Source organism: Variovorax paradoxus (genome assembly GCF_009498455.1).
Lineage (GTDB): Bacteria > Pseudomonadota > Gammaproteobacteria > Burkholderiales > Burkholderiaceae_C > Variovorax > Variovorax paradoxus_H.
In genome coordinates this window covers 3265382-3291133 of the sequence record NZ_CP045644.1, presented here as the reverse complement: position 1 = coordinate 3291133, position 25752 = coordinate 3265382, and the positions used below count along the sequence as shown (strand labels likewise).

Sequence of the window (25752 nt, the reverse complement as noted above, 5' to 3'; positions counted from 1 at the left end):
CAGTCCACAGTGTCTCCCACCTTCTGCCCACAGCGCTCGCTATCGCCAGAGCTTGCGCCGCTGGCGAACGCCGAGGCTCCGATGCCCCCTCCGCGCCGAACAGAAGGCACGCAGGCTGCAAGGTAAGCACATGGCTCGAACGCCTTCAACTGAGGCGCCCGTGTCTCGCGCGCGCATCGCGACGCTCGAGCTTCCATGTGGAAGCGCCCCAGCTCCCGGACAGGCGCACGGGGTCGCGCCCGGCGTCCTGTGGATTCGCCTTCCCCTGCCGACGGCCCTGGCGCACGTCAACGTCTGGACGGTGCGCGATGGTGGGGGCTGGGCGTTGTTCGATACGGGCATGTACACGGAGCAGACCCAGGCCCTCTGGCGCACCTTGGTCGCGCCAGAGGGGCCGCTGGCAGGACGCCCGTTGACCCGCGTCTTCGGCACGCACCTGCACCCGGACCACGTCGAGATGGCCGGCTGGCCGTCGCGCGAGTTCGGTTGCCCCTTGTGGATGACCCGTGCTGAATACCTGCAGGCGCGCGTGGTCGGCCACGAGGACACGGAAGAGATGCTGCGCACCGCTCTGGACTTCTATCGGCGCGCCGGCTGGAACGACGCCATGCTGGAAACGTACAGTGCATTCAAGCGCCGCCCCCAGAAGCTCATGACACCCCTGCCGCCGAGCTACCGCCGGCTGCGCGACGGCGAGTCGATCCGTATCGGTGCCACTACGTGGCAGGTGATCGTCGGCAGCGGCCATTCGCCCGAGCACGCATGCTTTCCCTGTGCCGAGCTCGGCGTCTTCATTTCGGGCGACCAAGTGTTGCCGCTCATTTCCTCGAACGCCTCCGTGTCGCCGATGGAGCCCCAGGCCGATCCGCTGGAAAGCTGGCTGTCCTCGCAGGAAAAGCTGCGAACGCACGTGCCCACGAATGCCCTGGTCCTTCCCGCGCATGACGATCCATTTCGCGGGCTCCACACAAGACTAGATCGACTGTCGCAGAAGCGTAAGCAGGCACTGGAACGCCTGCGTCGAGCGCTCCTGAAAGCGCCACACCGGGCGGTTGACTGCTTCCAGACTCTGTTCGCCCGTGCTCAGTTATCACAGATCTTCGTGACGCACTGGCGACCGGCGAGGCCATGGCCTATCTCAATCACTTGCAACAGCAGGGAGAAGCGCGCCTGGCGGAAGACGCCGATGGTATCGCCTGGTTCTCTTCGCCGGCATGACCCGATCACGCGCATCGACGCAAAACTTCAGGGCTTTTCACAGATGAGTACGTCCCCCATCCATGCCGACGAGCGCCAGCGCATCAACGCCGGACGCTGGTTTTCATCACTCTCCCGAACGCTTCGCCACGACATTCTTCGCAATGTCTTCGTACGCCGCTTCGTGGAGGGCGATCGGATTGCCGCACGCGGCGACCCGCACGGCCATTGGATGGGATGCGCGAAGGGCTCCGTGCGCGTGTGCTCCACCACCAGTGCAGGCAGGCACAGCACGTTCGCCTACATGGAACCGGGCAGCTGGTTCGGCAACATCGCGATCTTCGACGGCGGGCAATGGGCCCATGATTATTTTGCGTGTGAGGACACCACAGTCCTCTTCATGCCCCAGGACAACTTCCGTGCGCTCCTGGCCACCCATGTCGAACTGTATGGCGCCTTGATGCGTCTACAGTCGCAATACATCAAGGGGCTCACCGGTACGGTCGACGACCTGAAGACAATGACGGTCCGCGACCGTCTCGCCAAATTCTTGATGCGTCATGCGCGACGCCGTGGCGTCGCAGATCACGAAGCAGGCGTCCGCTTGGATTTGGGCCTTGCGCAGGAGGAATTGGGACGCCTGATCGGCGCATCCCGTCAGCGGGTCAACAAGGCACTCAGGACGTTGGAGAAGGAGAGCCTTCTTCGCCTCGATGCGCGCGGGATGGTCATCCTCGATCTCGAGATGTTGAAGCGCAACGTCGAATAGAAGAACACGAATGGCGAAAGCTCTTGCGCCAGGCTTGCACCGGTAACAACGATGCAGCGAGGAGGCCATGAGAGCCCCCTACCCTTGAGCATGGCCGAACCGAATGAAGATCGATTTGAGTACGGCGAAAGCCTCAACCTGATCGAACGTCTCCTTCGCAGCGATTGCCGACACCCCTCGGCCTCGCGCGAATGGGTACTATCGGCCAACACCAGACATTGAGACCAGCCGCCCAATTTGAAGGAAAACGATGGGATACGACCTGAGCTTGTGCACGGTGAGCGATGAGCAGTTGGAGCACCTTCGAGCAAATCCCGGGCACACGCGCGATTTCGTCGAAGGTCGGCGCCCGAAGACCACCACGACTGAAAAGGTCGGGTCCTGGTTCTCGAACCGCGAGGTCGTGACGGAGGTCGACATCGAAGTCGGATGCGCCTGGCCAGAATCGGAGGCCGCGTGCACGATGCTGTACTCGAGGGGCGGGCTCTATTTCATCCTTAACGGAACTACCTCCAAGCTCGACGGCGTCACCAACTTTCCGGATGTGGGCGGCCGCTACCGGGGAGAGATGTTGGGGCTGGCGGTCGAACTTGGCGAGGTGGGGGTTGGGCATGCCCACGCCTTTCGAGCGGCGGAGGTAGTTGAGCTCCGGGCGGCACTGCGCGAGCTGGACCTGCCCACAGTGGAAGAACGGGCACGGGCCTATGCTTTGGAGACGGGGAGTGATGAGGACGAACTTGCGCAGGAAGCACAGGCTGACATCAAGTCTCTGCGCGACTTCCTCGACCGAGCTTGCGCCGCAAACCTCGGGATGATGTGGTTCTGGGGCTAGAGCGGCTCACGGCCAGAAGCGGTCCTTTGGTCCAGCCTTGGGGCTCAGGAACGCGGCAACGCGCCGATCTGCTGCATCAGTCCGAGCAGGTCCGGTTGCCCCACTTCGGAGACGATCTTCCCGGTCAATAATCGATAAATGTTCAGCGCTTGCACGGCAATCGTCTTGCCGGTGGGAGGCACGCCGAAAAAAGCTCCGTGATGCGTCCCACGCATCGTGAATCGCGCAGCGATGACATCACCTTCGATGACGGTTTCCTCGAGGGTCCATTGAATGTCGGGGAAGCCGCCGCGCATCATCCCGATGATCTCCAGGTAGCCTTGTGGCCCGTGCACGGGCTCGGCGCGCCCAGGAACTTGAAACACGGCGTCCGGAGAAACCAACTCTGTGGCGAGCCGCGGGTCCGCTGTGTTGATGAACTCCACGAAGCGAGTCATGAACTGTCGATTTGTTGTTTGCATCTGTCGCCTCGGAAATGTCTACCAGGATGGGACGCGGGCTTGGTGGCCGCCCGGTGCCCGCGTACCCATATTGTTCGAGCTGCCGGCGTGTTCGACACGATCGAAGTCGGTTGCTGAATGGTGAATATCGGACAGAATGGGTCGATGCCGCGCGGAACGAGACCCATCGATATCGAGCAGGTCCGATATCGGCCCTCGGCCGAGAGCACACTGGATCTCGAGGTCTTCTCCATGTCGGACTTAAGACGAAGGGTGCCTCAAGCCCACCTTCAGCGTCACCACCGCTACGACTTTCACATGTTCGTGCACGTCAGACGCGGAAAATGCCGCGCCGTGGTGGACTTCAGGCACATCGAGTGTGGCGCGGGATCGCTACTGACCATCCGGCCCGGACAGGTTCACCGCTTCGGCCCGGGAAGCCGTTGGGACGCAAATCTTCTGCTGTTCAGACCCGAACTGCTGCAGGCTTCGCAAGGCGAGGAACGCCTTCAGATGCCTGAATTGATCGATGCGCTTCCTGGCCATCTGCGCCTCGATCGGTCGACGGGTCGGTTCTTGGCCGACACGCTCGCGCGGCTCGAGGAGGAGTGCGCGCTTGAAGCCCGGCAACCGCTGCTGAACTGGCTGCTCCAGAGCGAACTGGCAACGCTCGTGATGCGGCTGCACATCTTTCACACCGAGCAACAGCCGCCCGCTGGAACATCGGCCGGCGCGCCGGAGCGCTTTCGCCTTTTCAAACGGCTTTTGGACGCGAAGGTGCATCAGTGGCATCACGTTTCGCGCTATGCACATGCCATAGGATGTTCTGAGAAGACTCTCACTCGCATCTGCAGTGCGGTGGCTGGCGTCGGCGCAAAGGCCTTCATTGCCTCGCGCCTTGCGCTGGAAGCCAAGCGCCTGCTCGTACATACGGAGATGCCGATTTCCGCCATCGCGCGGCAGCTTGGCTTTGACGAGGCGACCAACTTCACCAAGTTCTTTCGTAGCATTGAAGGATGCACGCCAGGCGAATTCCGCCGTCGGTTCGATATCTCGTTGTAGTGGCGATACCCGACGACGCGGATCGGACGTTGCATTCGGTCTCGCGCACGGGCTACCGGACTCTTGGCGTTCGAGCCCGAGCTGCGCTGTCTAGATGTCTGCTTTTTGGCGTGGCGAGTGGCAGCAACGGGCCCGAAGGCGACGATCAGACGTCGTGACTGAAGGACAGCGCGCAATCTAGACCGGGCGTCGACGTAAGACATCTACAGTGGTTGCGCGGAGCGTCCGCCGCAATGGTCGGACATCGAAGTGGCGAGCACCGGTAGCGGGCGACCAGGTGGTCACACTGACCGACAAGCGCTGCGTGAATCAGTTGAACCTGATGCACCGCACCGGCCGCCATGCCCTGTTCGCCGCGTTGCAGCGCGCAGACAGCCAGGAGGCGTTCTACAACTGCTCCGATGTGATGAGCTTCAGCGGTGAAACGACCACCTCGCCGCCCGCGACACCGAGCGCCATGCGACAGATCGGACAAGCCAACGCCGTGCAAGACGGGTGTCAGTCGACGATCGCGCGTTTGACGTCTTCTTGAAGGCTGCGCAAGTGTGCGCGCATGGCGTCGCGCGCCAGCACGGGGTCGCGCGCGCGCAGCGCACGAATGATCTCGCCGTGCTCATCGTGGTTTTCTCGCTGGCGATGGAGCGGGCTGTGCAGGCGGAACAGGCGTGCGTTCACACGCAACTCCTCGACCAGCCGCGGCAGCACGACATTGCCGCTGGCCGTCGAGATGATAAGGTGGAACCGGTCGTCGAAATGCCAGTGCTCGGTCTCGTCGTGCTCGCCGACGTCGAAGGACTTCAGGTCGGCCTCCAGGGCATCGATCTGTGCGTCGCTGATCTTGTCGACGGCCAGCACGATGGCTTCGCCCTCGATGATCTCGCGCGCGCGCATGCAGTCGAAGTATTCCTTGGTGCCCAGCGCACGCACGGCATACGAGCGCGCATCACGGCGCACCAGCAGCCCTTCGCCGGCGAGTCGTACGAGCGCCTCACGCATCGGCGTGCGCGAGATCCGCAACTCTTCCGCCAGCCGACCTTCCTGCAAGGGGCTGCCAGCCGAGATTTTGCGATCCAGGATCAGGGTGCGCAGGCTCGCGTAGGCCTGCTCGGCCAGGCTGGCAGAGCGCACCTCGAGCGGTGCGATGGTGATGGTGGCGGGTTGGGCCGGGCTGGGAAGACTTGGCATGCGACAAAAAAGGGTTTCCACAGACGGTGGCGAAAAGCTTAGCAGGCTGGCCGCTGTGGGTTGGATGGTCTCACAGCCACTTGTCCAGCGGACTGCCAGCATTCGGCGTGCGCGGGCGCAGGCACGACTGGAACTGCCCCGAGCCCGGTTCGGCCGAGAACACGCCGTCCTGCCAAACAACCCGCCCGCGCGACACCGTGATTCCTGGCCAGGCGCGCAGACGCATGCCTTCGTAGGGCGTGTAGTCGGCTGCGTGATGAAGCATGTCGTTCGCAATGACTTTCTCGTGCCCCGGCTCGAACACGTCCCAGACAACGAAGTCGGCATCGCCGCCGACGGCAATGGTTCCCTTCTTCGGATACAGGCCGTACATGCGCGCCGGGTTGGTCGCCGTCAATTCCACGAAGCGGTGCACGTCGATGCGCCCGGCCAGCACGCCCTCGCTCATCAGCAGCGGCATGCGCGTCTCGACGCCGGGGATGCCGTTCGGGATGCGGTCGAAGGAGGCGTCGTCGCCGGCCACGCGCTTGCCGTCGGGGCCGTGGATGTTGAACGGCGCATGATCCGACGAGAAGACCGTGAAGAGGCCGCTCGCCAGCGCGTTCCAGATGAACTGTTGGTTTGCTTTGTCGCGCGGCGGCGGACTGCAGATGCAGCGCGCACCGCGCATGGGATCGTCGGGATCAATGCCCAGGTCTTCTGCACTCAGGAACAGATACTGCGGGCAGGTTTCGGCAAAGATCGGCAGCCCGCGCCCGCGTGCCCAATGGATCTGCTCGACGGCCTCGCGGCCCGACACATGCACGATGAGGATCGGCGTGTCGATGAGTTCTGCCAGCGCAATTGCCCGGTGCGTGGCTTCGCGCTCAACGGCCATCGGTCGTGAACTCGCGTGATAGCGCGGCGCGGTGAGGCCCGCGTCCAGCAGCTGCTCGGTGAGCCAAGCGATGCAGTCGCTGTTCTCGGCGTGGATCATCGTCATCGCGCCCTGCCGGCGCGCCACCGCGAGCACCTCGATGATCTGGCGATCGTCCAGCTTCAGGTCCTCGTAGGTCATGTAGATCTTGAACGAGGTGTAGCCCTTCTCGATCAACGCCGGCAGCTCGCGCTGCGTCACATCCTTGGTGGCATCGGCAACGATGAGGTGGAAGGCATAGTCGATCACTGCCTTGTCGTCGGCCCGGCGGTGGTAGTCGTCGACGGCGTCCTGGATGCTGCCGCCCTTTTGCTGTGCGGCAAACGGCAACACGGTGGTCGTACCGCCGCAGGCGGCCGACCGCGTCCCGGTGAAGAAGTCGTCCGAGAAGCGCGAGCCGTCGCTGGTGGGCTGGTCGAAATGGCAATGACCGTCCACGCCGCCGGGCGTGACGAGCCGGCCGACGGCATCGAGCTCGCGGTCGGCGCTGCCATCCAGCTGCTGCGCGATCGCGCTGATGCGCCCATCGCGAACGCCGATGTCGGCCACATAACGATCGCCCACGGTGGCGATGTCGGCGTTGCGAAGGATCAGGTCGTAGTGCTGCATGGCGGGCTTTCGGCTAGCGTTGCTCGAGCACGGCGTCGGTCGTGACCGTTGCGGCGGGCTCGCTCGCGTTGCCGTAGGCACGGCCGTAGTGGCGCTCGATGCGCCGCTGTATGAAGTCCCATACAGTGGTCATGAGCAGGTAGTAGATGGCGGCTACGATGAACAGCTCCAGCACCATGAACTTCTCCTGGATCAGCACCTGGGTCCGGCGCAGCAGCTCCTCCATCGAGATCACCGAGGTGATCGACGTGGTCTTGAGCAGCCCGTTGATGCTGTTGCCCAGCGTCGGGATGATCAGCCGCATAGCCTGCGGCATCACGATGTAGCGCATGCTCTGAGCGCTGCTGAAGCCCACGGCGCGCGCCGCGTTGGTCTGGCCGGCCGACACTGACTGGATGCCGCCGCGAACCACTTCGGCAAGGTAAGCCGCCTCGTTGAGGATCAGCCCCAGCAGCGCCGACTCCACCACCGACAGCTTCACGCCCAGCTGGGGCAGCCCGGTGTAGATGATGATCAGCTGCACCAGAAGCGGCGTGCCGCGGAACACCCAGATGTAGAAATGCGCCGGCGCGGCAAGCCAGCGGTGGCGCGACAGCCGGGCCAGAGCCAGCGCGCAACCCACCACCAGTCCGCCTGCGATGGCCGCCAGCGTCAGCCACAAGGTGGTGAGCGCGCCGCTCAGGATGTACGGGTTGATCAGGTAGTCGAAGAAGCCCGACCAGTTCCAGCCTTGTCCCATGGAAGTTCCTTAGTTGACGAAGTCAGTGACGAGGAAAGCGCCGCGCGCTCAGCTCGCCGGGCCCTTGACGACCACGGCCCCGTCGGTCGCCTTGACGCCGTACTGGTCGAGCAGCTTGTTGAAGGAACCATCGGCCTTCATGTCGTTGAGTACCTTGGCCACCGCGATCGACAGTTCCTTGTTCTTTGCGGCCAGCGCCACCGGCGTGGGGAACAGTCCGTGCAGCACACGGTCGAAGTCGCCGCGCTTCTGGTATTCAGCACCGGTGGAGTCGATAGACAGAGCCACCTCGACCTGGCCGGCGCGCAGCGACTGGTAGGCCATTGCGAAGTTCTCGAAGGTGCGGATGGTCATGCCCTTGAGGCCCTTGTCGGTCAGCTGCTTGTCGAGTTCGCGTGCCTTGCGCTCCTCGAAACCGCCGATCTCGACGCCGATGCTCTTGCCCGACAGGTCCTCGGGCTTGCTGATCTTCAACGGGTTGCCCTTGGCGGTGCTGATGCTGATGGCCTGGTCTTCGTAGGGCAGCATCTGCATGAGCTTGGCGCGCTCCTCGGTGTAGAAGATGCCGGTGTTGATGACGTCCCAGCGGCCAGCCTGCAGGCCGGGGATCATGGCTGAGAACTCGATGCGCACGTACTCGGGCGTGAGGCACAGGCGCTTGGCGATGGCATTGCCCAACTCAACCCGCATGCCCTTGAGCGCACCGGTCTGGTCGACGAACTGCATCGGCGGCAAGGTCGGGTTGACCGACATGATCAGCGTGCCCTTCTTCACCAGCGCGGTGTCGGGCACCGGCGACTTGCAGGCCTGGGCGCTTGCGCCCCCCATCCCGAGAATGAAAAGAGCAGCGACCGAAGCGAAAGCGGGGAGCAGTTTCATGGTGATTTCCTGGTGAAGGTGGAACGAGGAGAGGGGACGGGAGACGCAGGGCGCTCAACGCGCGATGGAGTCGAGCAGCCCGAGCCGGTCGAGGGCGCGACGCAGGTCGAGCGCATCGGCTTCGGGCAGGGGCAGACGCGGCGCGCGCGGCTTGCCCACGGGCAGGCCCATCATCGAGAGGCCGTCCTTGGAGGCCGCCACATAGCGGTGGCCGCCGACCCAGCGCACGATCGGTAGCATCTGCTTGTAGAGCGCGAGCGCCGCGGGCATGTCGCGCTCGTCGGCCACCAGCTCGAACAAGCGCGCCGACATCTTCGGGATCAGGTTGGAGCACACCGCGACCCAGCCCTGGGCGCCCAGCCAGAAGGACTCGTAGCCGAGGATGCCCGCGAAGACCGTCATGCGGTCGCCGCACAGCTCGATGATGTCGCGCACCCGCGTGACCTCGAGCGTGGACTCCTTGATGTACTTGCAGTTGTCAATGCGCGACAGGCGCGCCACCAGTTCGGGCTTGAGATCCACATTGGCCGTGGCCGGGTTGTTGTAGACCATGATCGGCACGTTGATCGCCTCGCCCACCTTGCGGTAGTGCTCGAACAGCTCGTCGTCGGTGGGCGAGCTATAGAACGGCGGAATGATCATCACGCCGTCGGCACCCATGCTCTCGGCTTCACGGCTGAGCCGCACGCACTCATCCGTCCACTCGGCGCCGGTACCGATCAAAACAGGCACGCGTTTTGCGGTCGTCTGCACGCAGGTCTCGATCACCAGTTGGCGCTCCTCGGGCGTCAATGACAGGAACTCCCCCGTGCTGCCCAGCGGAATCAGCCCGTGGATGCCCTCTTCGATCTGCCAATTGACCAGCTTCTTGAGCGCAGGCACGTCCACGTGCTTTCCGTCGGCAGTCATGGGAGTGATCAGCACCGTGTAGGTGCCTCGGAACGCTGTCATGGGTCGGTCCTTGTAAAAAAATCGGATGACGAAATGATTGTGTGCGATTAGTATACGTATACATTGCGTATATCCAAGCAGTTTTTTGCTTCGCACCTTGCCCATGAGCGCCAGACTGACCCACTGCTCCATTGCTGCCGGCGGCCGGCCGATCCGCTTCTGGTACGACGGCCAGCCCGTTGACGGCCTCGAGGGCGAGACCGTGGCGGCCGCCCTGGCGGCTAGCCACATTCGTCAGATGCGCCACACGCGTGACGGCCAGCGCCGCGGTCTTTATTGCGGCATGGGCGCCTGCTTCGACTGCCTGGTGACGGTCGATGGCGTGGCCAGCCAGCGCGCCTGCCTGACCAAGGTGGCCGACGGCCAGCAGATCCGCTCGGCCATGCCGGCGGGCACGCCGGCCGACCCGCTGCAGCCGCTGACGCCGCCTGCCGACGCAAAGCCGGCCGCGCAAGACGTCGACGTGCTGGTGGTGGGCGCCGGACCGGCCGGCCTGTCGGCGGCACTGGCCGCGCGGCAGGCCGGCGCCAGCGTGCTGGTGCTCGACGAACGGCTGCAGGCCGGTGGCCAGTTCTACAAACCGCTGGCGCCCTCGCACCACGCACCGCGCCCTGCCGATCGCCAGTTCGCCAATGGCCTGGCGCTGGAGCGTGACGTGCGCGCGGCCGGCGTCACCATCGCGCAGGGCGCGCAAGTCTGGGCCGCCTTCTCGGCCCATGAAGTCAGCGCGCTGATCGACGGACGGGCCACCCATATCCGTTGCCGCCAACTCGTGATCGCACCGGGTGCCTACGAGCGGCCCGTCCCCATTCCGGGCTGGACGCTGCCCGGCGTGATGACCACCGGCGCGGCGCAAACGCTGGCGCGGGCCTACCGCGTGGCGCCGGGCCGGCGCGTGGTGATCGCAGGCAACGGCCCGCTCAACCTGCAACTGGCCGCGGAACTGCTGGTCGGCGGTGCGCACGTGGTCGCGGTGCTGGAATCGGCTGCGAGCCCGTCGGCCCGCCACTGGCGCCACCTGCTGACCACCGCCCGCACCGCCCCCGACCTGGTGCGCCAGGGCTGGGGCTACCTGCGCCAGCTGCGCGCGCACAAAGTTCCGGTGCTGTGGCGCCACGCGGTGGTGGGGGCCGAAGGCGACGGCGAGCTGACGGCCGTGCAAGCCGTGCAACTGGACGCGCAAGGCCAGCCGACGTCATCTCTACAGCGCTTCGAGGCCGACACATTGTGCCTGGGCTATGGCTTCATCCCATCGACCGAACTCGCCCGCATGCTGGGCTGCGAACATCGCGTGGTCGATCGGCATCTGGGCTATCTTGCGACAGTGACTGCCGAAGACGGCGCCACCAGCCTGGACGGTGTCTTCGTGGTCGGTGACGGGGCCGACATGGGCGGCTCGCGCGTCGCACTGGCGCGCGGCACGCTGGCCGGGCGGTCCGCGGCACGCAAGCTTGGACTGCTGACAAAACCAACGCCCTCATCCGACCGGACAGCGGCTCAGCTCCAGCGGGCCGAGTGCTTCCAGCAGGCGCTCTGGTCGCTGTACGAGGCACCGCCCGTGGCGCTGGCGGCCATCAGCGACGACACATTGCTGTGCCGCTGCGAAGAAATCAGCTTCGGCTCGGTGCGCGAACAGATCCGTGCGGGCCGCGACACACTGGCAGCGCTCAAGCGCAACGCACGGCTGGGCATGGGCCGATGCCAGGGCCGCTACTGCGCGGTCACGGCCGCCAAGCTCGTGAGCGAAATGACGGGGCGAGCGCTGGAGGTCGAGCAGTACTTTGCGCCGCGCCCGCCGGCCAAGCCCGTGCCGGCCGGCGCGCTGGGCTTCGAGAAGCCCGAATGGGGCGGCCACAAGCCGGCCATCACGCCCAACCTTGCGCGCCCGGTCGAACACGCCCCCTTCGACGCCCCGGTGCGCACCGACGTGCTGGTCATCGGCGCCGGCGTGCTGGGTTCCTGCCTGGGCCACTACCTGTCGAAAGCCGGCCAGGACGTGACGGTGGTCGACCGCGACGACATCAACCTCCAAGCCTCGGGGGCCAATGCGGGCAGCCTGCACGTGCAGTTGCTGTCTTTCGATTTCGGCGCCAAGGCGCAGGAAGGCGGCGGCCCGGCCGCGGCCACGCTGCCGCTGGGCCCCATGTCGGTGCGGCTGTGGCAGCAGATCGAGGCCGACAGCGGCGAAGACCTGGAGATCAAGATCACCGGCGGACTGATGGTGGCCGACACCGACGCCGGCATACGTTTCATCGAGGCCAAGGCCGCACTGGAACGCAGCCACGGCATCGACGCGCAAGTGATCGACGCAGCCACACTGCGTCGCCTGTCCCCGGCCCTGTCGCCCCAGCTCCTGGGCGCCGAACTCTGCCCCATGGAAGGCAAGATCAATCCGCTGCGCGCGACCTACGCCGTGGCTTGCCTCGCACAGCAGCAAGGCGCGCGCTTTCTGCGCGGCTGCGACGTGCAACGCATCGATCGCCAGGTGGGCGACGGCGCCGGCTTCGTGGTCCATACCTCGCGCGGCATCATCCACGCCGGCCGGGTGGTGAACGCCAGTGGCGCATGGTCCAGCAAGGTGGGCGACATGCTCGGCGTGCGGATTCCCGTCAAGGGCGCACCGCTGCAGATGATCGTGACCGAGCCCGCCGCGCCGCTGGTCAATCACCTGGTCGCGCATGCCGACCGGCACCTGAGCCTCAAGCAGGCGGCCACCGGAGGTCTGATCATCGGCGGTGGCTGGACCGCCGCGTTCCATGAAGGCATGCGGCTGAACCGCGCCGAGCGCGACAGCATCGAGGGCGGTCTGTGGGTCGCGCGGCAGGTGCTGCCGGCCGTGAGCGGTCTGCACATGGTGCGCTGCTGGGCCGGCATGAACGTCAACATCGACGGCGCCCCCATCCTGGGAGATGTGCCCGGGGTACCGGGCTTCTACAACGCTGTCACATCCAACGGCTACACGCTGGCGCCCATCGCCGCGCGCCTGGTCACCGACCTGATCGTGCACGGGCGCACGGACATCGACATCACGCCTTTTCGAATCGACCGATTTCTTTGATGGAGTTTCATGACTGATCAAGCCCGGGCGCGCGACGTGCTGCGCCAATTCATCGACACCCACTTCGACAGCCAGGTCCAAACCTTGGCGCAACTGGTGCAATGCCCCTCCGACAATCCGCCCGGCGATTGCGCGCCGCATGCCGAAGTCGCGGCGCGCCTGCTCGAGGGAATGGACTTTGTGGTCGAACGCCACGCGGTGCCAACCGAATTCGCGCAGCAGCACGGCATGCGCAGCGTGACCAACCTGATCGTGCGCGAGCGTTTCGGCGACGGCCCGGTCATCGCCCTCAACGCGCACGGCGACGTGGTGCCGCCCGGTGCCGGCTGGACCGGCTCGCCCTACAGCGGCGAGGTGCGCGACGGATGGCTGTACGGGCGCGGTGCAGCGGTTTCCAAGTCGGACTTCACCACCTACACCTTCGCACTGCGCGCGCTGAAGCAATTGCGCGCAAGCGGCACGCCGCTCGCCGGCACGGTCGAGCTGCACCTGACCTACGACGAAGAAACCGGCGGCATGACCGGACCCGGCTGGATTCTTTCGCAGGGCCTGAGCCGTCCCGACTACGTGATCTCGGCGGCCTTTTCTCACCACGTCGTCGTGGCGCACAACGGCTGCCTGCACCTGGAGGTGACGTTGCGGGGCAAGTCGGCGCACGCCGCTCGGCCCGACACGGGCGCTGATGCCATTGAGGCTGCGGCCACCTTGCTGCCCGCGCTGTACCGCTACCGCGACCAGCTGGTGGACAGGCCCTCGCAGACGCCCGGCATCACGCACCCAACGATGGTGGTCGGCCTGCTCCAGGGCGGCATCAACACCAACGTGGTGGCCGACACGCTGAGCCTGCGCATCGACCGCCGCATCGTGCCGGAGGAAGCACCCGAAGCGGTCGAGGCCGAACTGCGACAGGTCATCGAAGACGCCTGCGCCACTCTGCCGGGTATCACCGTCGAGATCCGGCAGATCCTGCTGGCCCGCCCGTTCGCGCCCGCCCTCGGCGCGGCGGAGTTCGCCGCCTTGATGTGCCGCGAGGCCACAGAGGTCATGGGCAAGCCGGTGACACCCATCGGCGTACCTCTGTACACCGACGCGCGCCTGTACAGCGAAGCCGGCATCCCGACCGTGATGTACGGCGCCGGCCCCGAATCGCTGCTCGAAGCCAACGGCCACCGCGCCGACGAACGCGTTCCCCTCGACGAACTGCGCAAGGCGACCCTCGTCGTCGCCCACACGCTTTTGCATCTCATGGCCCTGCCAAAGGAAACCCGATGATCGAAATCAATCAAGTGAGCAAGTGGTACGGCGCTTTTCAAGTGCTGACCGATTGCACGACGAGCATCCGCAAAGGCGAAGTCGTCGTAGTCTGCGGGCCGTCGGGTTCGGGCAAGTCCACGTTGATCAAGTGCGTGAACGCGCTGGAGCCCTTCCAGAAAGGCGACATCACGGTCGACGGAACCTCGGTGGGCGACCCGAAGATCGATCTCAACCGGTTGCGCTCGCGCGTGGGAATGGTGTTCCAGCACTTCGAACTGTTTCCTCACCTGTCGATCGAGCAGAACCTGTCGATCGCGCAAATCAAGGTGCTCAAGCGTTCGTCAAGCGAGGCGCGTGCGCGCTCCATGGCGCTGCTTGAGCGGGTGGGCATGAAGGCCCATTCGCACAAGTTTCCGTCGCAGCTCTCGGGCGGCCAGCAACAGCGCGTGGCCATTGCACGCGCGCTGGCGATGGACCCCATCGCCATGCTGTTCGACGAGCCCACCTCTGCGCTCGACCCGGAGATGGTCAACGAGGTGCTCGACGTGATGGTTCAGTTGGCCTGCGAAGGAATGACCATGATGTGCGTGACGCACGAGATGGGCTTTGCGCGCAAGGTGGCCAACCGCGTGATCTTCATGGACCGCGGCAGCATCGTCGAGGACTGCCCGAAGGAAGAGTTCTTTGGCAATCCCGCCGCGCGCTCCGACCGCGCCCAGCAGTTCCTCTCGAAGATCCTCCAGCACTGAGCGCTGGCAGGGCGGGTCCCGGAAAATCCGAGACCTGCCCCCCCGGATCGACAGCCGCCCCCCTCTGCGCCCGCGAGTACTTGGGGACTCGGCCCCGTAGCCCACAGGAAGTAGAGCCGCTGCTCGAATTCGCGGCGCCAGCTTTTCAGGGCATTCTTGGTCGGATAGCCTACCCCATCTTGATGTTCGATCCGCAAGAGTTCGGGGAGGCTGCGCATGCGGCTAGCGCGAGAGCCATGCGCCGCGGTAGCCTTCACTGATCAAACTAAGCCACTCACTGGTTGGAAGCACGCCTCGCGCTCACCCTTTGTGCTGCCTTTTTCATTGACGCAAGAATGGCTGCACCGAGCAGGGGCCACGCCCCTGAAAGCGCGACATCGGCACCGTGGCCGGCATCAGCATTCAGGGCGGCCGCACCGCCGTGAGTCAGCTCATCAAGATGCGCGTCCGCCGCGCGAAGCGGTTTCTCGACAGCGTGCTCGATGCAGCGCAGCAAGGGGCACCTCCGCGCTGAGGACTCACGGGTCCTGCGCCGCGCACTCGAGCAGCCATTTCAGGAACTCGAGCAGGTGCTTCGGCTTGTCCGAGTCCAGCGGCAACAGCGCGAAGTAGGTGCCGCCCGGAATCTCCAGCTCGGGAAAGACGCGCGCGATGCGGCCCAGCCGCTCGTCCGATGACAGCGTCGGAAAGGTGCCGATGCCCATGCCCATGCCATCGACCACCGCTTGCAGCGTGACGAAGAAGTGGTCGAAGCGCAGCTGCTGCAGGGGCCGCAGGTCGCCGCACCCGGCCGCCGCCAGCCACGCTTCCCAGTCGCCCGGCCGCGTCTCGGTGGACAGCAACACGGTCTTCAGCAGATCGGCCGGCCGGCGCGGCCTGTGCTTCGCGAGCAGCGTCGGGCTGGCGATGACGGTGCTCGTTTCCGCGAACAGCGGCATCACCTCGAACTGGGTCTGGTCGCCCGGGGCGCGCCGGATCGACAGGTCGAAGCCGCCCTGGAACATCGGGTCGCTGCTCAGCGCCGTGGACACCCGCACCTCGGTGCCGGGCTGGCGCTCGCGAAACGCCGCGAGGCGCGGGATCAGCCACCGCATGGCGAAGGTGGCCGGCGCGTTGATGCGGATCACCTTGCTCGTCGCGGCCCGGCCGTAGCGGCGCGCCGCATCGCCGATGTGGTCGAAGGCCGCGCTGATCTCGCGCGCGAAGGCCTTGGCATGCACCGTGGCCACCATGCGCTGGCCCTCCTTGCGGAACAGCGTCTGGCCGAGCGCCGCTTCGAGGCGCTGGATCTGGCGGCTCACGGCGCCGTGTGTCAGGTTGAGTTCCTTGGCCGCCTCCGTGAAGCTGCCCGCGCGGGCCGTGACTTCGAAGACGCGCAGGGCGTTGAGCGGGGGCAGGTGATGGGGCATGGGTGTGAGCTTTCGTCACATATCCGCGACTTTTTATCGATTGTGTCAGCAGTTTTCACACGATACGCTGCAATCCATGACCCGCCAACCCATCATCACCGTCAACCAACGCAGCTACACGCTGCCCCGCACGCCCACCGTCATCGTCTGCATCGACGGGTGCGAGCAGGACTACCTCAACCAGGCCGTGCAGGCCGGCGTGGCGCCGTTCTTTGCGTCGCTGGCCCGCAAGGGCACCGTGCTGTCGGGCGACTGCGTGATGCCGTCCTTCACCAACCCGAACAACCTGTCGATCGTGACCGGCGCGCCGCCCAGCGTGCACGGCATCTGCGGCAACTACTTCTTCGATGCCCAGCAGAACGCCGAAGTGCTGATGAACGACGCGCGCTACCTGCGCGCCCCGACCCTGCTGGCCGAAGCCGCCATCGCGGGCGCCAAGGTGGCCGTGATCACCGCGAAGGACAAGCTGCGTTCCCTGCTCGGCCATCGTCTGCAGGGCATCTGCTTCTCGGCCGAGAAGGCCGACACCGCGACCCTGGCCGACAACGGCATCGACGACCTGCTGCGCAAGGTGGGCATGCCGCTGCCGTCGGTGTACAGCGCCGAGCTGTCGGAGTTCGTGTTCGCCGCCGGCGTCGCGCTCATGGAATCGGTGCGTCCCGACCTGATGTACCTGTCGACCACCGACTACATCCAGCACAAGTTCGCCCCCGGCACCGAGGGCGCCAACAGCTTCTACGCCATGATGGACCGCTACCTGTCTCGCTTGGACGAGGGCGGCGCGGTGATCGGCATCACGGCCGACCACGGCATGAACGCCAAGACCGATTCGCTCGGCGTGCCGAACATCGTGTTCCTGCAGGACGAACTCGACCGCGAGCTGGGCGCCGGCGCGGCGCGGGTGCTGTTGCCCATCACCGACCCCTACGTCGTGCATCACGGTGCGCTGGGCTCGTTCGCCACGGTCTACCTGGGCGACGGTGCCGACCCCGCGCAGGTGGCGCGCCTCATTGCGGCGCTGAACGGCGTCGAGGAGGTGCTCGACCGCCAGGCCGCGTGCGAGCGCTTCGAGCTGCCGTCCGACCGCATCGGCGACCTCGTGGTGCTCGGGCACCGGCTCTCGGTGCTCGGCACGTCCGCCGCCAAGCACGACTTGTCGGGTCTCACCGTGCCGCTGCGTTCGCACGGCGGGTTGTCCGAGCAGCGCGTGCCGCTGTTGTTCAACCGCGTGTTGCACGACGTGCCCCCGGGCCGCCTGCGCAATTTCGACGTGTTCTCGCTCGCGCTGAACCACGTGCGCTAGCCGGCGCGCCGCCCCCCTCCGCGGTGCTGACCCACGACAGCACCGAGAGCCGGATCGCTCACATAAATACAAGGAGACACGCATGCTCAATTTCATTCGTCGGCGCACCCTCGCGCTCCTGCCGGTCGCGTTGTTGGCGGGGGCCGCGTTGCCCGCGGCGGCCCAGTCCTATCCGACCAAGCCCGTGCGGCTGGTGGTGGGGTTCGCGCCGGGCGGATCGACCGACAAGCTGGCACGCGTGCTGGCGCAGCGCATGACCGAGCTGCTGGGGCAGTCGGTCGTCATCGACAACCGGCCCGGCGCGGCAGGCAACATCGCGGCGGAGACCGTCGCCGCCGCGGCGCCGGACGGCTACACGCTGTTTCTCGGCACAGTGAGCAGCCAGGCGATCAACCCGCACCTGTATCCCAAGCTGAGGTTCGATCCGGTCAAGAGCTTCGAGCCGGTCGCGCTGGTCGCCAAGTACCCCTTGCTGCTGGTCGTGGCGCCGCAGCTGCAGGTGTCGACCGTGCAGGAGCTGGTGGCCTATGCCAAGGCCAATCCGGGCAAGACCTATTTCGCGTCGTCGGGCAGCGGTTCGCCGGCGCACCTGGCCGGCGAGATCTTTCGCGCCGGCGCATCGATCGACGCCAGCCACGTGCCCTACAAGGGCGGCGGGCCCGCCATGCTGGCGCTCATGTCCAACGAAGTGCAGTTCGGCTTCGAGACCATTCCCAGCGCCATCGGCCATGCGCGCAGCGGCAAGCTCAAGGGGCTGGCGGTGACATCGGGCGCACGCTCGTCGGCATCGCCCGAACTCCCCACCATGCAGGACGCCGGCATCAAGGGCTTTCCGGTGACCTCATGGGCCGGGTTGCTCGCGCCTGCAGGCACGCCGAAGGACGTGCTGGCCAAGCTCTCGGAGGCCACGAAGTCCGCACTCGCCAGTCCCGCGCTGCGCGCCACGCTCGCTGCCGACGGTGCCGAACCCGGTGGCGGCACACCGGCCGAGTTCGCCAGCTTCATGAGCGATGAGCTCAAGGCCTGGGGCGCGGTCGTCAAGAACGCCGGTGTCAAGGTCGATTGAGGGGCGCACGGCACGATGACCCGACTGCTTGAGCTCGTTGCAGCCATCGCGTTGCTGGTGTGGGGCACCCAGCTCGTGCGCGCCGGCGTGCTGCAGGCCTTTGGCGCGAACCTGCGCTACCTGCTCGCACGCGCCGTCGGCAACCGCTTTGCCGCGCTGACAGCGGGCCTGGGCGTGACGGCGGTCGTGCAGTCGAGCACGGCGACCTCGCTGATGGCCGCGTCCTTCGTGGCCGAGCGCGTGCTAGCGTTGCCGCTGGCGTTGGCGATGATGCTGGGCGCCGACATCGGCACCAGCCTGGTCGCGCTCGCGCTGTCGCTCGACCTGTCGTGGCTGTCGCCGCTGTGCATCCTGGTGGGCGTGGTGATGACGGTGGCCCGGCGCCAGAGCGAGATGGGGCGCATCTTCGTGGGCCTGGGGCTCGTGATGCTGGCGCTCAAGCTGGTGCGCGCCTCGACGATGGAACTCACCCACATGAGCGCGCTGCAAGGCATGCTCGCCGGCCTGGGCGGTGACGTGGCACTGGCCATCACAGTCGGCGCCGCGTTGACACTGGTGGCCTATTCCAGCCTGGCCATCGTGCTGCTCACCGCCGTGCTTGCGACCGCCGACTTGCTGCCGGCGAGCGCCGCGCTGGGCCTGGTGCTCGGTGCCAACGTGGGCAGCGGGCTGCTGGGCGTGCTGACCACGGCCACGGCCAAGCTCGAAGCGCGCCGCGTGCCGCTGGGCAACCTGGTGTTCAAGCTGGGCGGCGTGGCGCTGGTCATGCCGTTCGTGCCCGCGCTGCTGGCGTGGGCCGAGGCCGCGGGGTCCGATGCCGCGGCGCACATCCTGGGCTTTCACCTCGCGTTCAACGTCGTGGTGGCGCTGGTGTTCATCGGCCTCACCACGCAGGTGTCGGCATTCGTTCAGCGATGCCTGCCTTCTCCCACCGCGCCGAAGGAAGGCGCGCGCACCCCGCACCTTGCCGCGAGCGCGCTGCCGACGCCGCACCTGGCGTTGTCGTGCGCGGTGCGCGAGGCGGTGTACCAGGCCGATGTGGTGGAGACCATGTTGCGCGGCATTCCGGCCGCGCTGCAGGACAACGACCTCGGGCTGCCAGAGCGCCTGCGGGCACTGGACGACACGGTCGACACCCTCTGCTCGGCGATCAAGGCTTATCTGGCCCGCCTGGCGCCGGAAGCCCTCAGCCTCGACGAGCAGCGCCGACGCGGAGAAATTTTGGCGTTCGCGATCAACATGGAACAGGTGGCCGACATCGCGGAACGCGTGCTGCTGGATGTCGAGGAGCGCAAGATCCGGCCGGGACGGCGCATGTCCGTCGCCGGCCTCACCGAGGTGAACGAACTGCATGCGCGCTTGATGACCACCCTGAGCCTGAGCCTGGGCGTGTTCCTCGGCCGGCAGCAACGCGATGCGCGCGAGCTGGTCGATGAAGAGCAGCGCTTTCGCGAACTCGAGCGCGCCTTTGCGAACACGCACCTGGTGCGCTACGCGGGCAACACGCGTGAAAGCGTGGACACCAGCGGGCTGCACCTGGACCTGATCAGCGAGCTGCAGCGCGTGCACTCGCACCTGTGCGCGATCGGCTATGCGGTGCTGGAAGAGCGGGCCGCGCCGTTCAGCCCGGCCTGGGGCTCGCAAACGCCGTAGATTGAGAGACGCTGCGTCGGTCAGATCTTCCCGGCGGTGCCGCTGGGCTCGAGCAGGCTGAAGCGTAGAGATTTCGCTACGAGAAGGAACCCAGAGCTGGCCGGGTGAGCATTGTTGGGAGCGAATGACCGACCTCGGCTGGACTTTGGCCGAACAGCAACGCATCGCGCGTCGAAGGGCGGCATCGCCGAACTAGGCGTTGCGCTCCACAGCGCCGCTGCGGGCGCACGCTGAGCCTCGCGTGGAGGGGCGGCAATACGCCCCCTGCCGACAGGGCCCGTCATTAGGTGCAGTCAAACCCCTGGAGAGCGTTCGACTGCAGCAATACAGGGGGGAAGGATTTCCTGAGGTTTCAGGTGAGTATCCTCATTTGGTCATCGCGCTCAACACAGCTGTTGTCATCGCCTGAACACCCATTTTTATGCTGGGCTCTGGCACTGGAGCAAAAAATGGCGAGTGATTGAACGGCACCGGCTTGCCGCCAGGTTTCAACGATTCAGCGACGGCCCTGGGGTCATTCACTCCGACGAAGAAGAACATCGACGGCACACCCGCTTTGACATATTCCGAAAAATCTTCGCTCGCAGTGATCGGAGGGACCTCGACCACCTTTGCCGTGACCAGTTGCGCCTTGAGCGCAGCGGCCGTACGTTGGACGACGGCCTCGTCATTCACGATCGCCGATCCACTATCTCCGAAGGCAACCACGGGCTCAGGCGCTCCAGCCATCGCAGCTGCGGCCTTCGCAGTGCGCCGAATGCCATCCAGCATCTTTTCGCGCACCTCGGGCTTGTAGCTGCGAATCGTGCCGCGGAGCTCCGCAGAATCAGGAATGATGTTGCCCGCGGAGCCGCTTTGGATTGCGCCAACCGTCACCACGCCAAATTCGGCCGGATCCTTTTCGCGACTGACAACGCTCTGCACGTCGGTTACGAAGTGCGCCGCCATCACGATCGGGTCAATCGACTTGTGCGGGGCCGAGCCATGCCCGCCGCGCCCTTTGAACGTGATGTCGAGGCTATCCGCAGAGGAGGTCGTAGCACCGGCACGGTATCCCAGGACGCCGTGGGGCATGGGGTCCGAGTGCAAGGCGAATGCGAAATCGGGCTTTGGAAAACGCGTGAACAGGCCGTCGGCCAGCATGGCCTTGGCACCACCACCGGCTTCCTCGGCCGGTTGGCCGATAAACATCAGTGTGCCCTTCCACTGGTCCTTGAGTGCGACAAGTGTGCGTGCTGTTCCGATCCAACTCGCCATGTGGATGTCATGTCCGCAACTGTGTGCGACGAAAGTCTCGCGACCATTCCAATCAGCCTTGACCTTGCTGGCGTAGGGCAGACCTGTCTTTTCCTCCATCGGCAGTGCATCGAGTTCCGTGCGCACAAGTACTGTGGGGCCCGGGCCGTTCTTGTAGATCGCGACGACGCCAGTGCCGCCAACCTTCTCGGTCACGGTAAAGCCGATGCTGCGCATCTCCGTTGCGAGCCTTGCGGCCGTGCGCGTTTCCTTGAATGCGAGTTCCGGGTTCGCGTGAATGTCCCGGTAGATCGTCTCCAGTGCGGGGTACATCCCGTCGACCAACGCTCCGATATGCGGGTTGGCGGATTGTGCAAACGCCGTGCTTGCGGCAACGCTCGCCATGGTGGCGCTGGCCACCATGGCGATGGCAAAAGCGTGGCTCTGGTATTTTTTGAGTAGGTGCATATCGTCTCCAAGGGGTTTGTGTCGCCGCGATGCTCTTCGGTAGTTCATGATGAGCATGCAACCATTTCCTGCACGTGCCACGCACGCTCGTCTCATTTGCAGGAGAAGCTCTCCGCGCGTTCCGAATCGCCGGAGCCGTTGTAGCGCGCGACCTGCGGATACGGACAGAGCGGGCGCGTGCGGTCAGGCGTCCAACTCGCAGGCACTGCGCTGTTCGCGCCGCCCGGATTGCCCGGTCCACGCGCGGTGGCAATGATCCGGTCAGGTGCGATTCCTTTTTCGACCCAGTCCACCAGCACCGCCAGGGCATCGTATTGGTCGGTCGAGACGCCGCCGCTGCTGTGATTCATGCCCGGCACGCGATAGAACCGCGCGAACCCCGCAGCTTTGCCTTCGTTCTCCGCGTTGAGTTCGTCGTACCAACGCTTGGTATCGTCGATCGAGAACACCCCGTCCGATGCGCCCTGGACCACGATCATCTTGCCGCCGCGATCGCGCAAGGTGCCCAGCTTGCTGGCGCTGGGCGGAGTCATGAACGAGATCGAGTCCTCGGTGTAAGTCGCATTGGTAGCGAACAGCTTGGGGAAGTCGAGGTCGAAGTTGTAGTTGAAAGCGAAGCTGCGGGTATCGGCCAGAATCGTGGAATCCGGCGGTGTCTGAAAGATGATGCCCACCGCCACAGGGTCGCGGGCCGCCCCTACTGAACTCGAGAACTTCCAGCTCGCCCACCCAGAGCCGACCAGCCCAGGGTCATACGGTTGTGTGGCGTACAGACGCTCGCCACGGCTGTTGACCGGACCGAAGTACATCGCGTCGATGGCGCTTTTCTGAGCGCCCGTCAGACATGAGCCGTCCCGGGCGCCAGCGCAAGTGGGCACATCCGCGAAAAGGTTGAATGCTGGACGACAAGCCTCGATGTCCTGTACAAGGCCATCGGCCGAGCCGTCGAGGGCATCGCATTTGTCCAGGATTTTTTGCGCCACGAGGTTGCGCTCTTGTTGCGTGAAGCCCGTCTCCAGGTCCAGCGGGTCGGTGGCGACCTTGTGGAATTGCTGGGCCGTGTACAACTGTGCGGCGGCCGCCCGGGGCAGATTGAAGCCTGGCGAATTCGCAAGCACGCCGTCGTAGTCGTTCGCAAAACGCGCCGCCGCGACCATGGCATGCCGACCGCCGTTCGAGGTGCCGCCAATATAGGACCGGTCCGGTCCCTTGCCATAGGCGGCTTTGATCAAAGCCTTCGCCATCGGCGTCAGGCTCTTCACTGCGCCGTAGCCGTAGTCAATGCGCGCCTGCGGGTCCAGCCCAAACAGCGGGTTTTGCGCAGCGCTGTGGCCTGCGTCCGACGAGATCACCGCGAAGCCGCGATCCAGTGCGTTTGTCAGCGGCCCGCCGCTTCCCACGCTGCCCACGGCAGCACTGACGCTGCCGTCTGTGCCGCCATTGCCTTGATAGAGGTAGCGGCCATTCCAGCTCAGAGGCAACCGCATCTGGAAGCCGATGGCGTAGGTCTGACCGTCCACCGCGCTGACGCGCTCGTTCATCTTGCCCGTCACCACGCAATGCGCCGCGATGTCTCGACCAGCGACCTTTTGCGCACCGGCGGCGGCCACCGTGGCAGACGTGAGGGTGACCTTGTCATAGGTGAACGCGGTCAGATCGCCGCATGCGCCCTTGAACTCGGCGCCGATGGCCGCGGTCAGTTGCGGCAAGCCCGTTGGAGCCACAGGCGGGCCAGCCGTGGTGGGCGGGGATGACGGCGGTGTTGTTGCCAGAGGTGGCAAAAAGGCGAAGCCAGGGGAAGAAGTGTCCCCCCCGCCTCCACAGGCGACCAAGGTCATCGTCATTGCGGCGAGCACTACGGCGCCCGCCATCCTGGGCGGGTGAAAAGTCGTCGTCATTTTCGTTTGTCTCCGTTTGAGGTCATGAGCACCAATCTTCGAAGTGCTTCGTTGATACTTTCTTTTAATAACAATTAATCCCGACATATCGCCTAAACATGAAAGGCTATATGCATTTTTTCATCGGAAAATTAGTTATCAACACTAACCAATGTATCGACCTGCTCAAGCCGTCGCACGGGTAAAAACCCGCGGAGGAACTGGCACCGGCAGCACCCCGAGGAGGCGGCCTTTAGACTTCCAAGATGACCGCCGAAACCGACAACTTGGAACTTCCGGGAGGCCTCGACCATTCGCGGATGCAAACCCTGCTGGGCTACAACATCGCTCAAGCGAGCATCCCCAGTTCGAAGGTCTTCCAACGCGCGATCGGACGGCCCTTCAACATCTCTCAAGTCGAATTCACGATCCTCGTCCTGCTGAGTTCCAATCCGGGCGCGACAGGGAAACAGTTGTGCGCCAGCCTCGGCACCACTGCGGCGCGAATGTCGCTCCTGTTGGATCGTCTGGCTGAACGCGGCTGGATCGTCAAAACGCAGAGTGGCCAGGACAAGCGGCTACAGCATCTGCAACTCAGACCCGAAGGTGATGCGCTGGTACGAAAGACCTTGCACGTGGCAGTCACGATGGAGAGCGACCTTCTGCGCCACCTCACGAAGGTGGAACAAGCCGTGCTCATGGAACTGTTGCGCAAGGTCGCGGCGCAGCGCAAGGGGTAGTGCTGCCGCTGTACGCCCTCGAGCGACACAGGTGCTTCGTAGCGCACACAGAGGTTCGCTGCACCGCTCAAGACAAGGCGCTTCGGCACCGACGCACGTCAAGTTGCCGACACCTCGAACTGCCGCGGACGCCCTGAGTTGCAATGAGACGGGCGGCGCAGTGCCCGATGCTGAAGCGCAGTTGGCTGAAACGTGAGGCAGGCCCGGCCATAGACTGCCCCTCGCTCTCGTCCTCATTTCGGGATTGGGAAAACGATCTCTTGCATCATCATCCAGACGCCAGGTTTTCATCCGCCGGGCGCCCGATCGATTTCGGACTGACTCGCAGCTGCAGCATCGTTCTACTCGAGCTTGATGCTGGCGTTCTTAATCACCAGACCCCAGCGCGCGATCTCGTCCTTCACGAACGGGCCGAACTGCGCATGCGTCATCGGTGCGACCTCCAGTCCCTGGTCGGTGAACTTCCTGCTGAGCTCCGGCGAGTGCATGGCCTTGACGATCTCGTTGCTGAGCACCGAGACCACGGCCGGCGGGGTTCCGGTCTTGACGGCCATTCCGAACCAAGCCACCAGATTGATGTCACCCAGGCCGACTTCGGCCAGCGTGGGCACGTTCGGGAACTGGGACGAGCGCTTGTCAGCGCCAATCGCCAGTGCCCTGAGCTTGCCGTCCTTGACGAACGGGCCGCTCGTGATCATGGGATCGAAGAAGACCTCGACCTGGTTGCCGACCAGATCGATCAACGCGGGCGATGAGCCTCGGTACGGCACATGGTTGACCGAGCCCTTGGTCTTGTCGCGCAGCATTTCCGCGAACAGATGCCCGCCCGAGCCCGTACTCTGCGACGCGATGCTCACGCCACCCGGCTTTGTCTTCACGGCTGAGACCAGGTCAGCGGCGGCCTTGTACGGGCTGTCGGCATTGACGACCAGAAGCGCTGGCGCGAGGGCCAGGCGAGCGAGGGGCGTGAAATCTTTCAGCGGGTCGTAGCTCAGCCTGGCATACAGATTCCCGTTGAGTGCAAAGGAGCCGATGTCACCAATGAAGAGCGTATAGCCATCGGCGGGCGCTTGCTTGACGACATTGGCGGCAATCTGCGCGCCGGCGCCGGGCCGGTTGTCCACGACGACCGGGACCTTGAGGCTCTCAGACATTTTCTGGCCGATGCCGCGTGCGAGTTGATCGGTCACACCACCGGCGGGAAAGGGCACAACGATCGTGATCGGCTTGGCAGGAAAGTGGGCACCCTGGGCACTCTGGGCACAGGCCATGGCACTGGTGGTCGCGAGCAACGCCGCGGCTGCTGCGTGCCTGAAGCGGGGAAAATTCATAGAGGGTCTCCGGTTGTTGCAGGTCGGCG

Annotated in this window: 22 protein-coding genes; 12 read left to right on the top strand and 10 right to left on the bottom strand. The window is 65.1% G+C overall.

The features are described from left to right. Nucleotides 1-160: 160 nt before the first annotated feature. Together GFK26_RS34585 and GFK26_RS15095 are read left to right on the top strand one after the other, a co-directional pair. Entirely contained in the window at nucleotides 161-1966 is a 1806-nt protein-coding gene (locus GFK26_RS34585) for a cyclic nucleotide-binding domain-containing protein (RefSeq protein WP_322745843.1), read from the top strand. A 250-nt stretch (nucleotides 1967-2216) separates the two neighbouring features. Next, a complete protein-coding gene (locus GFK26_RS15095) occupies nucleotides 2217-2798 on the top strand; it encodes a DUF1877 family protein (protein WP_153282647.1) in 582 nt (193 codons plus the stop codon). Nucleotides 2799-2842: 44 nt separating this feature from the next. Here the strand turns inward: GFK26_RS15095 and GFK26_RS15090 are convergent, their stop codons facing one another. Beyond that, the gene (locus tag GFK26_RS15090) at nucleotides 2843-3235 is read right to left on the bottom strand and encodes an ester cyclase (protein ID WP_228122020.1); all 393 of its coding nucleotides are present in this window, start codon (nucleotides 3233-3235) and stop codon (nucleotides 2843-2845) included. A 321-nt stretch (nucleotides 3236-3556) separates the two neighbouring features. On the opposite strand from GFK26_RS15090, the gene GFK26_RS15085 reads away from it, so the two are divergent. Next, nucleotides 3557-4300 carry an AraC family transcriptional regulator gene (locus tag GFK26_RS15085; protein WP_416222557.1) on the top strand — a complete coding sequence of 248 codons (744 nt, stop codon included), beginning with the start codon at nucleotides 3557-3559 and terminating at the stop codon, nucleotides 4298-4300. Between the two features lie 277 nt (nucleotides 4301-4577). Further along, nucleotides 4578-4832 carry a lytic polysaccharide monooxygenase gene (locus tag GFK26_RS15080; RefSeq protein WP_153282644.1) on the top strand — a complete coding sequence of 85 codons (255 nt, stop codon included), beginning with the start codon at nucleotides 4578-4580 and terminating at the stop codon, nucleotides 4830-4832. Here the strand turns inward: GFK26_RS15080 and GFK26_RS15075 are convergent. Genes GFK26_RS15075 through GFK26_RS15055 form a run of 5 tightly spaced genes read right to left on the bottom strand, consistent with a single transcriptional unit; the run spans nucleotide 4799 to nucleotide 9579 of the window. Then, nucleotides 4799-5587, bottom strand: a complete 789-nt coding sequence (locus tag GFK26_RS15075) for a GntR family transcriptional regulator (protein ID WP_228122019.1) — start codon at nucleotides 5585-5587, stop codon at nucleotides 4799-4801. The two genes, GFK26_RS15080 and GFK26_RS15075, sit on opposite strands and share 34 nt — an antisense overlap. Next, nucleotides 5556-7010: a dihydropyrimidinase gene (hydA, locus tag GFK26_RS15070; RefSeq protein WP_153282643.1), complete on the bottom strand. Its 1455-nt coding sequence runs from the start codon at nucleotides 7008-7010 to the stop codon at nucleotides 5556-5558. The genes GFK26_RS15075 and hydA overlap by 32 nt, the downstream gene beginning before the upstream one ends. Before the next feature lie 13 nt (nucleotides 7011-7023). Further along, nucleotides 7024-7749 carry an amino acid ABC transporter permease gene (locus GFK26_RS15065; RefSeq protein ID WP_153282642.1) on the bottom strand — a complete coding sequence of 242 codons (726 nt, stop codon included), beginning with the start codon at nucleotides 7747-7749 and terminating at the stop codon, nucleotides 7024-7026. A 48-nt stretch (nucleotides 7750-7797) separates the two neighbouring features. Continuing rightward, the gene (locus tag GFK26_RS15060; RefSeq protein ID WP_153282641.1) at nucleotides 7798-8628 is read right to left on the bottom strand and encodes an ABC transporter substrate-binding protein; all 831 of its coding nucleotides are present in this window, start codon (nucleotides 8626-8628) and stop codon (nucleotides 7798-7800) included. A 54-nt stretch (nucleotides 8629-8682) separates the two neighbouring features. Further along, nucleotides 8683-9579, bottom strand: coding sequence for a dihydrodipicolinate synthase family protein (locus GFK26_RS15055; protein WP_153282640.1), 897 nt, complete (start codon nucleotides 9577-9579; stop codon nucleotides 8683-8685). 103 nt (nucleotides 9580-9682) lie between these two features. Here GFK26_RS15055 and GFK26_RS15050 point away from each other — a divergent pair, with 103 nt between their 5' ends. From GFK26_RS15050 to GFK26_RS34485, 4 genes are all read left to right on the top strand, one after another. Further along, the gene (locus GFK26_RS15050) at nucleotides 9683-12637 is read left to right on the top strand and encodes an FAD-dependent oxidoreductase (protein ID WP_153282639.1); all 2955 of its coding nucleotides are present in this window, start codon (nucleotides 9683-9685) and stop codon (nucleotides 12635-12637) included. A gap of 9 nt (nucleotides 12638-12646) precedes the next feature. Then, the gene (locus GFK26_RS15045) at nucleotides 12647-13909 is read left to right on the top strand and encodes a M20/M25/M40 family metallo-hydrolase (protein ID WP_153282638.1); all 1263 of its coding nucleotides are present in this window, start codon (nucleotides 12647-12649) and stop codon (nucleotides 13907-13909) included. Continuing rightward, entirely contained in the window at nucleotides 13906-14640 is a 735-nt protein-coding gene (locus GFK26_RS15040; RefSeq protein ID WP_153282637.1) for an amino acid ABC transporter ATP-binding protein, read from the top strand. Before GFK26_RS15045 ends, GFK26_RS15040 begins: the two co-directional genes overlap by 4 nt. A gap of 385 nt (nucleotides 14641-15025) precedes the next feature. Further along, on the top strand, nucleotides 15026-15154 hold the full coding sequence (locus GFK26_RS34485; protein ID WP_265590135.1) for a hypothetical protein: 129 nt from the start codon (nucleotides 15026-15028) through the stop codon (nucleotides 15152-15154). 4 nt (nucleotides 15155-15158) lie between these two features. Here GFK26_RS34485 and GFK26_RS15030 read toward each other — a convergent pair whose 3' ends face one another. Then, nucleotides 15159-16049, bottom strand: a complete 891-nt coding sequence (locus GFK26_RS15030) for a LysR substrate-binding domain-containing protein (protein ID WP_153282635.1) — start codon at nucleotides 16047-16049, stop codon at nucleotides 15159-15161. Nucleotides 16050-16125: 76 nt separating this feature from the next. Here GFK26_RS15030 and phnA point away from each other — a divergent pair, with 76 nt between their 5' ends. The 3 genes from phnA to GFK26_RS15015 all read left to right on the top strand — a co-directional run bounded on the left by phnA (nucleotide 16126) and on the right by GFK26_RS15015 (nucleotide 20071). Then, nucleotides 16126-17352: a phosphonoacetate hydrolase gene (gene phnA, locus GFK26_RS15025; RefSeq protein WP_153282634.1), complete on the top strand. Its 1227-nt coding sequence runs from the start codon at nucleotides 16126-16128 to the stop codon at nucleotides 17350-17352. 82 nt (nucleotides 17353-17434) lie between these two features. After that, nucleotides 17435-18418, top strand: a complete 984-nt coding sequence (locus GFK26_RS15020; protein ID WP_153282633.1) for a Bug family tripartite tricarboxylate transporter substrate binding protein — start codon at nucleotides 17435-17437, stop codon at nucleotides 18416-18418. 15 nt (nucleotides 18419-18433) lie between these two features. After that, nucleotides 18434-20071 (top strand): Na/Pi cotransporter family protein, encoded by a 1638-nt coding sequence (locus tag GFK26_RS15015; RefSeq protein WP_153282632.1) that lies wholly within the window; start codon nucleotides 18434-18436, stop codon nucleotides 20069-20071. 366 nt (nucleotides 20072-20437) lie between these two features. Here GFK26_RS15015 and GFK26_RS15010 read toward each other — a convergent pair whose 3' ends face one another. Further along, on the bottom strand, nucleotides 20438-21775 hold the full coding sequence (locus tag GFK26_RS15010; RefSeq protein ID WP_153285973.1) for an amidohydrolase: 1338 nt from the start codon (nucleotides 21773-21775) through the stop codon (nucleotides 20438-20440). Between the two features lie 92 nt (nucleotides 21776-21867). Beyond that, complete coding sequence (locus GFK26_RS15005) at nucleotides 21868-23646, bottom strand: tannase/feruloyl esterase family alpha/beta hydrolase (RefSeq protein ID WP_228122067.1); 1779 nt, start codon at nucleotides 23644-23646, stop codon at nucleotides 21868-21870. Nucleotides 23647-23918: 272 nt separating this feature from the next. Here GFK26_RS15005 and GFK26_RS15000 point away from each other — a divergent pair, with 272 nt between their 5' ends. After that, nucleotides 23919-24392 carry a MarR family winged helix-turn-helix transcriptional regulator gene (locus GFK26_RS15000; RefSeq protein WP_153282631.1) on the top strand — a complete coding sequence of 158 codons (474 nt, stop codon included), beginning with the start codon at nucleotides 23919-23921 and terminating at the stop codon, nucleotides 24390-24392. 341 nt (nucleotides 24393-24733) lie between these two features. Here GFK26_RS15000 and GFK26_RS14995 read toward each other — a convergent pair whose 3' ends face one another. Then, on the bottom strand, nucleotides 24734-25723 hold the full coding sequence (locus tag GFK26_RS14995) for a Bug family tripartite tricarboxylate transporter substrate binding protein (RefSeq protein ID WP_153282630.1): 990 nt from the start codon (nucleotides 25721-25723) through the stop codon (nucleotides 24734-24736). Nucleotides 25724-25752: the final 29 nt, after the last annotated feature.

Bases quoted from the DNA above. Each gene is read 5' to 3' on its own strand.
- GFK26_RS15095 (WP_153282647.1), top strand. From the start codon at position 2,217: ATGGGATACGACCTGAGCTTGTGCACGGTGAGCGATGAGCAGTTGGAG.
- GFK26_RS15090 (WP_228122020.1), bottom strand. From the start codon at position 3,235: ATGACTCGCTTCGTGGAGTTCATCAACACAGCGGACCCGCGGCTCGCC.
- GFK26_RS15085 (WP_416222557.1), top strand. From the start codon at position 3,557: ATGTTCGTGCACGTCAGACGCGGAAAATGCCGCGCCGTGGTGGACTTC.
- GFK26_RS15075 (WP_228122019.1), bottom strand. From the start codon at position 5,587: ATGCTGGCAGTCCGCTGGACAAGTGGCTGTGAGACCATCCAACCCACA.
- hydA (WP_153282643.1), bottom strand. From the start codon at position 7,010: ATGCAGCACTACGACCTGATCCTTCGCAACGCCGACATCGCCACCGTG.
- GFK26_RS15065 (WP_153282642.1), bottom strand. From the start codon at position 7,749: ATGGGACAAGGCTGGAACTGGTCGGGCTTCTTCGACTACCTGATCAAC.
- GFK26_RS15060 (WP_153282641.1), bottom strand. From the start codon at position 8,628: ATGAAACTGCTCCCCGCTTTCGCTTCGGTCGCTGCTCTTTTCATTCTC.
- GFK26_RS15055 (WP_153282640.1), bottom strand. From the start codon at position 9,579: ATGACAGCGTTCCGAGGCACCTACACGGTGCTGATCACTCCCATGACT.
- GFK26_RS15050 (WP_153282639.1), top strand. From the start codon at position 9,683: ATGAGCGCCAGACTGACCCACTGCTCCATTGCTGCCGGCGGCCGGCCG.
- GFK26_RS15045 (WP_153282638.1), top strand. From the start codon at position 12,647: ATGACTGATCAAGCCCGGGCGCGCGACGTGCTGCGCCAATTCATCGAC.
- GFK26_RS15040 (WP_153282637.1), top strand. From the start codon at position 13,906: ATGATCGAAATCAATCAAGTGAGCAAGTGGTACGGCGCTTTTCAAGTG.
- GFK26_RS15030 (WP_153282635.1), bottom strand. From the start codon at position 16,049: ATGCCCCATCACCTGCCCCCGCTCAACGCCCTGCGCGTCTTCGAAGTC.
- phnA (WP_153282634.1), top strand. From the start codon at position 16,126: ATGACCCGCCAACCCATCATCACCGTCAACCAACGCAGCTACACGCTG.
- GFK26_RS15020 (WP_153282633.1), top strand. From the start codon at position 17,435: ATGCTCAATTTCATTCGTCGGCGCACCCTCGCGCTCCTGCCGGTCGCG.
- GFK26_RS15015 (WP_153282632.1), top strand. From the start codon at position 18,434: ATGACCCGACTGCTTGAGCTCGTTGCAGCCATCGCGTTGCTGGTGTGG.
- GFK26_RS15010 (WP_153285973.1), bottom strand. From the start codon at position 21,775: ATGCACCTACTCAAAAAATACCAGAGCCACGCTTTTGCCATCGCCATG.
- GFK26_RS15005 (WP_228122067.1), bottom strand. From the start codon at position 23,646: ATGGCGGGCGCCGTAGTGCTCGCCGCAATGACGATGACCTTGGTCGCC.
- GFK26_RS15000 (WP_153282631.1), top strand. From the start codon at position 23,919: ATGACCGCCGAAACCGACAACTTGGAACTTCCGGGAGGCCTCGACCAT.
- GFK26_RS14995 (WP_153282630.1), bottom strand. From the start codon at position 25,723: ATGAATTTTCCCCGCTTCAGGCACGCAGCAGCCGCGGCGTTGCTCGCG.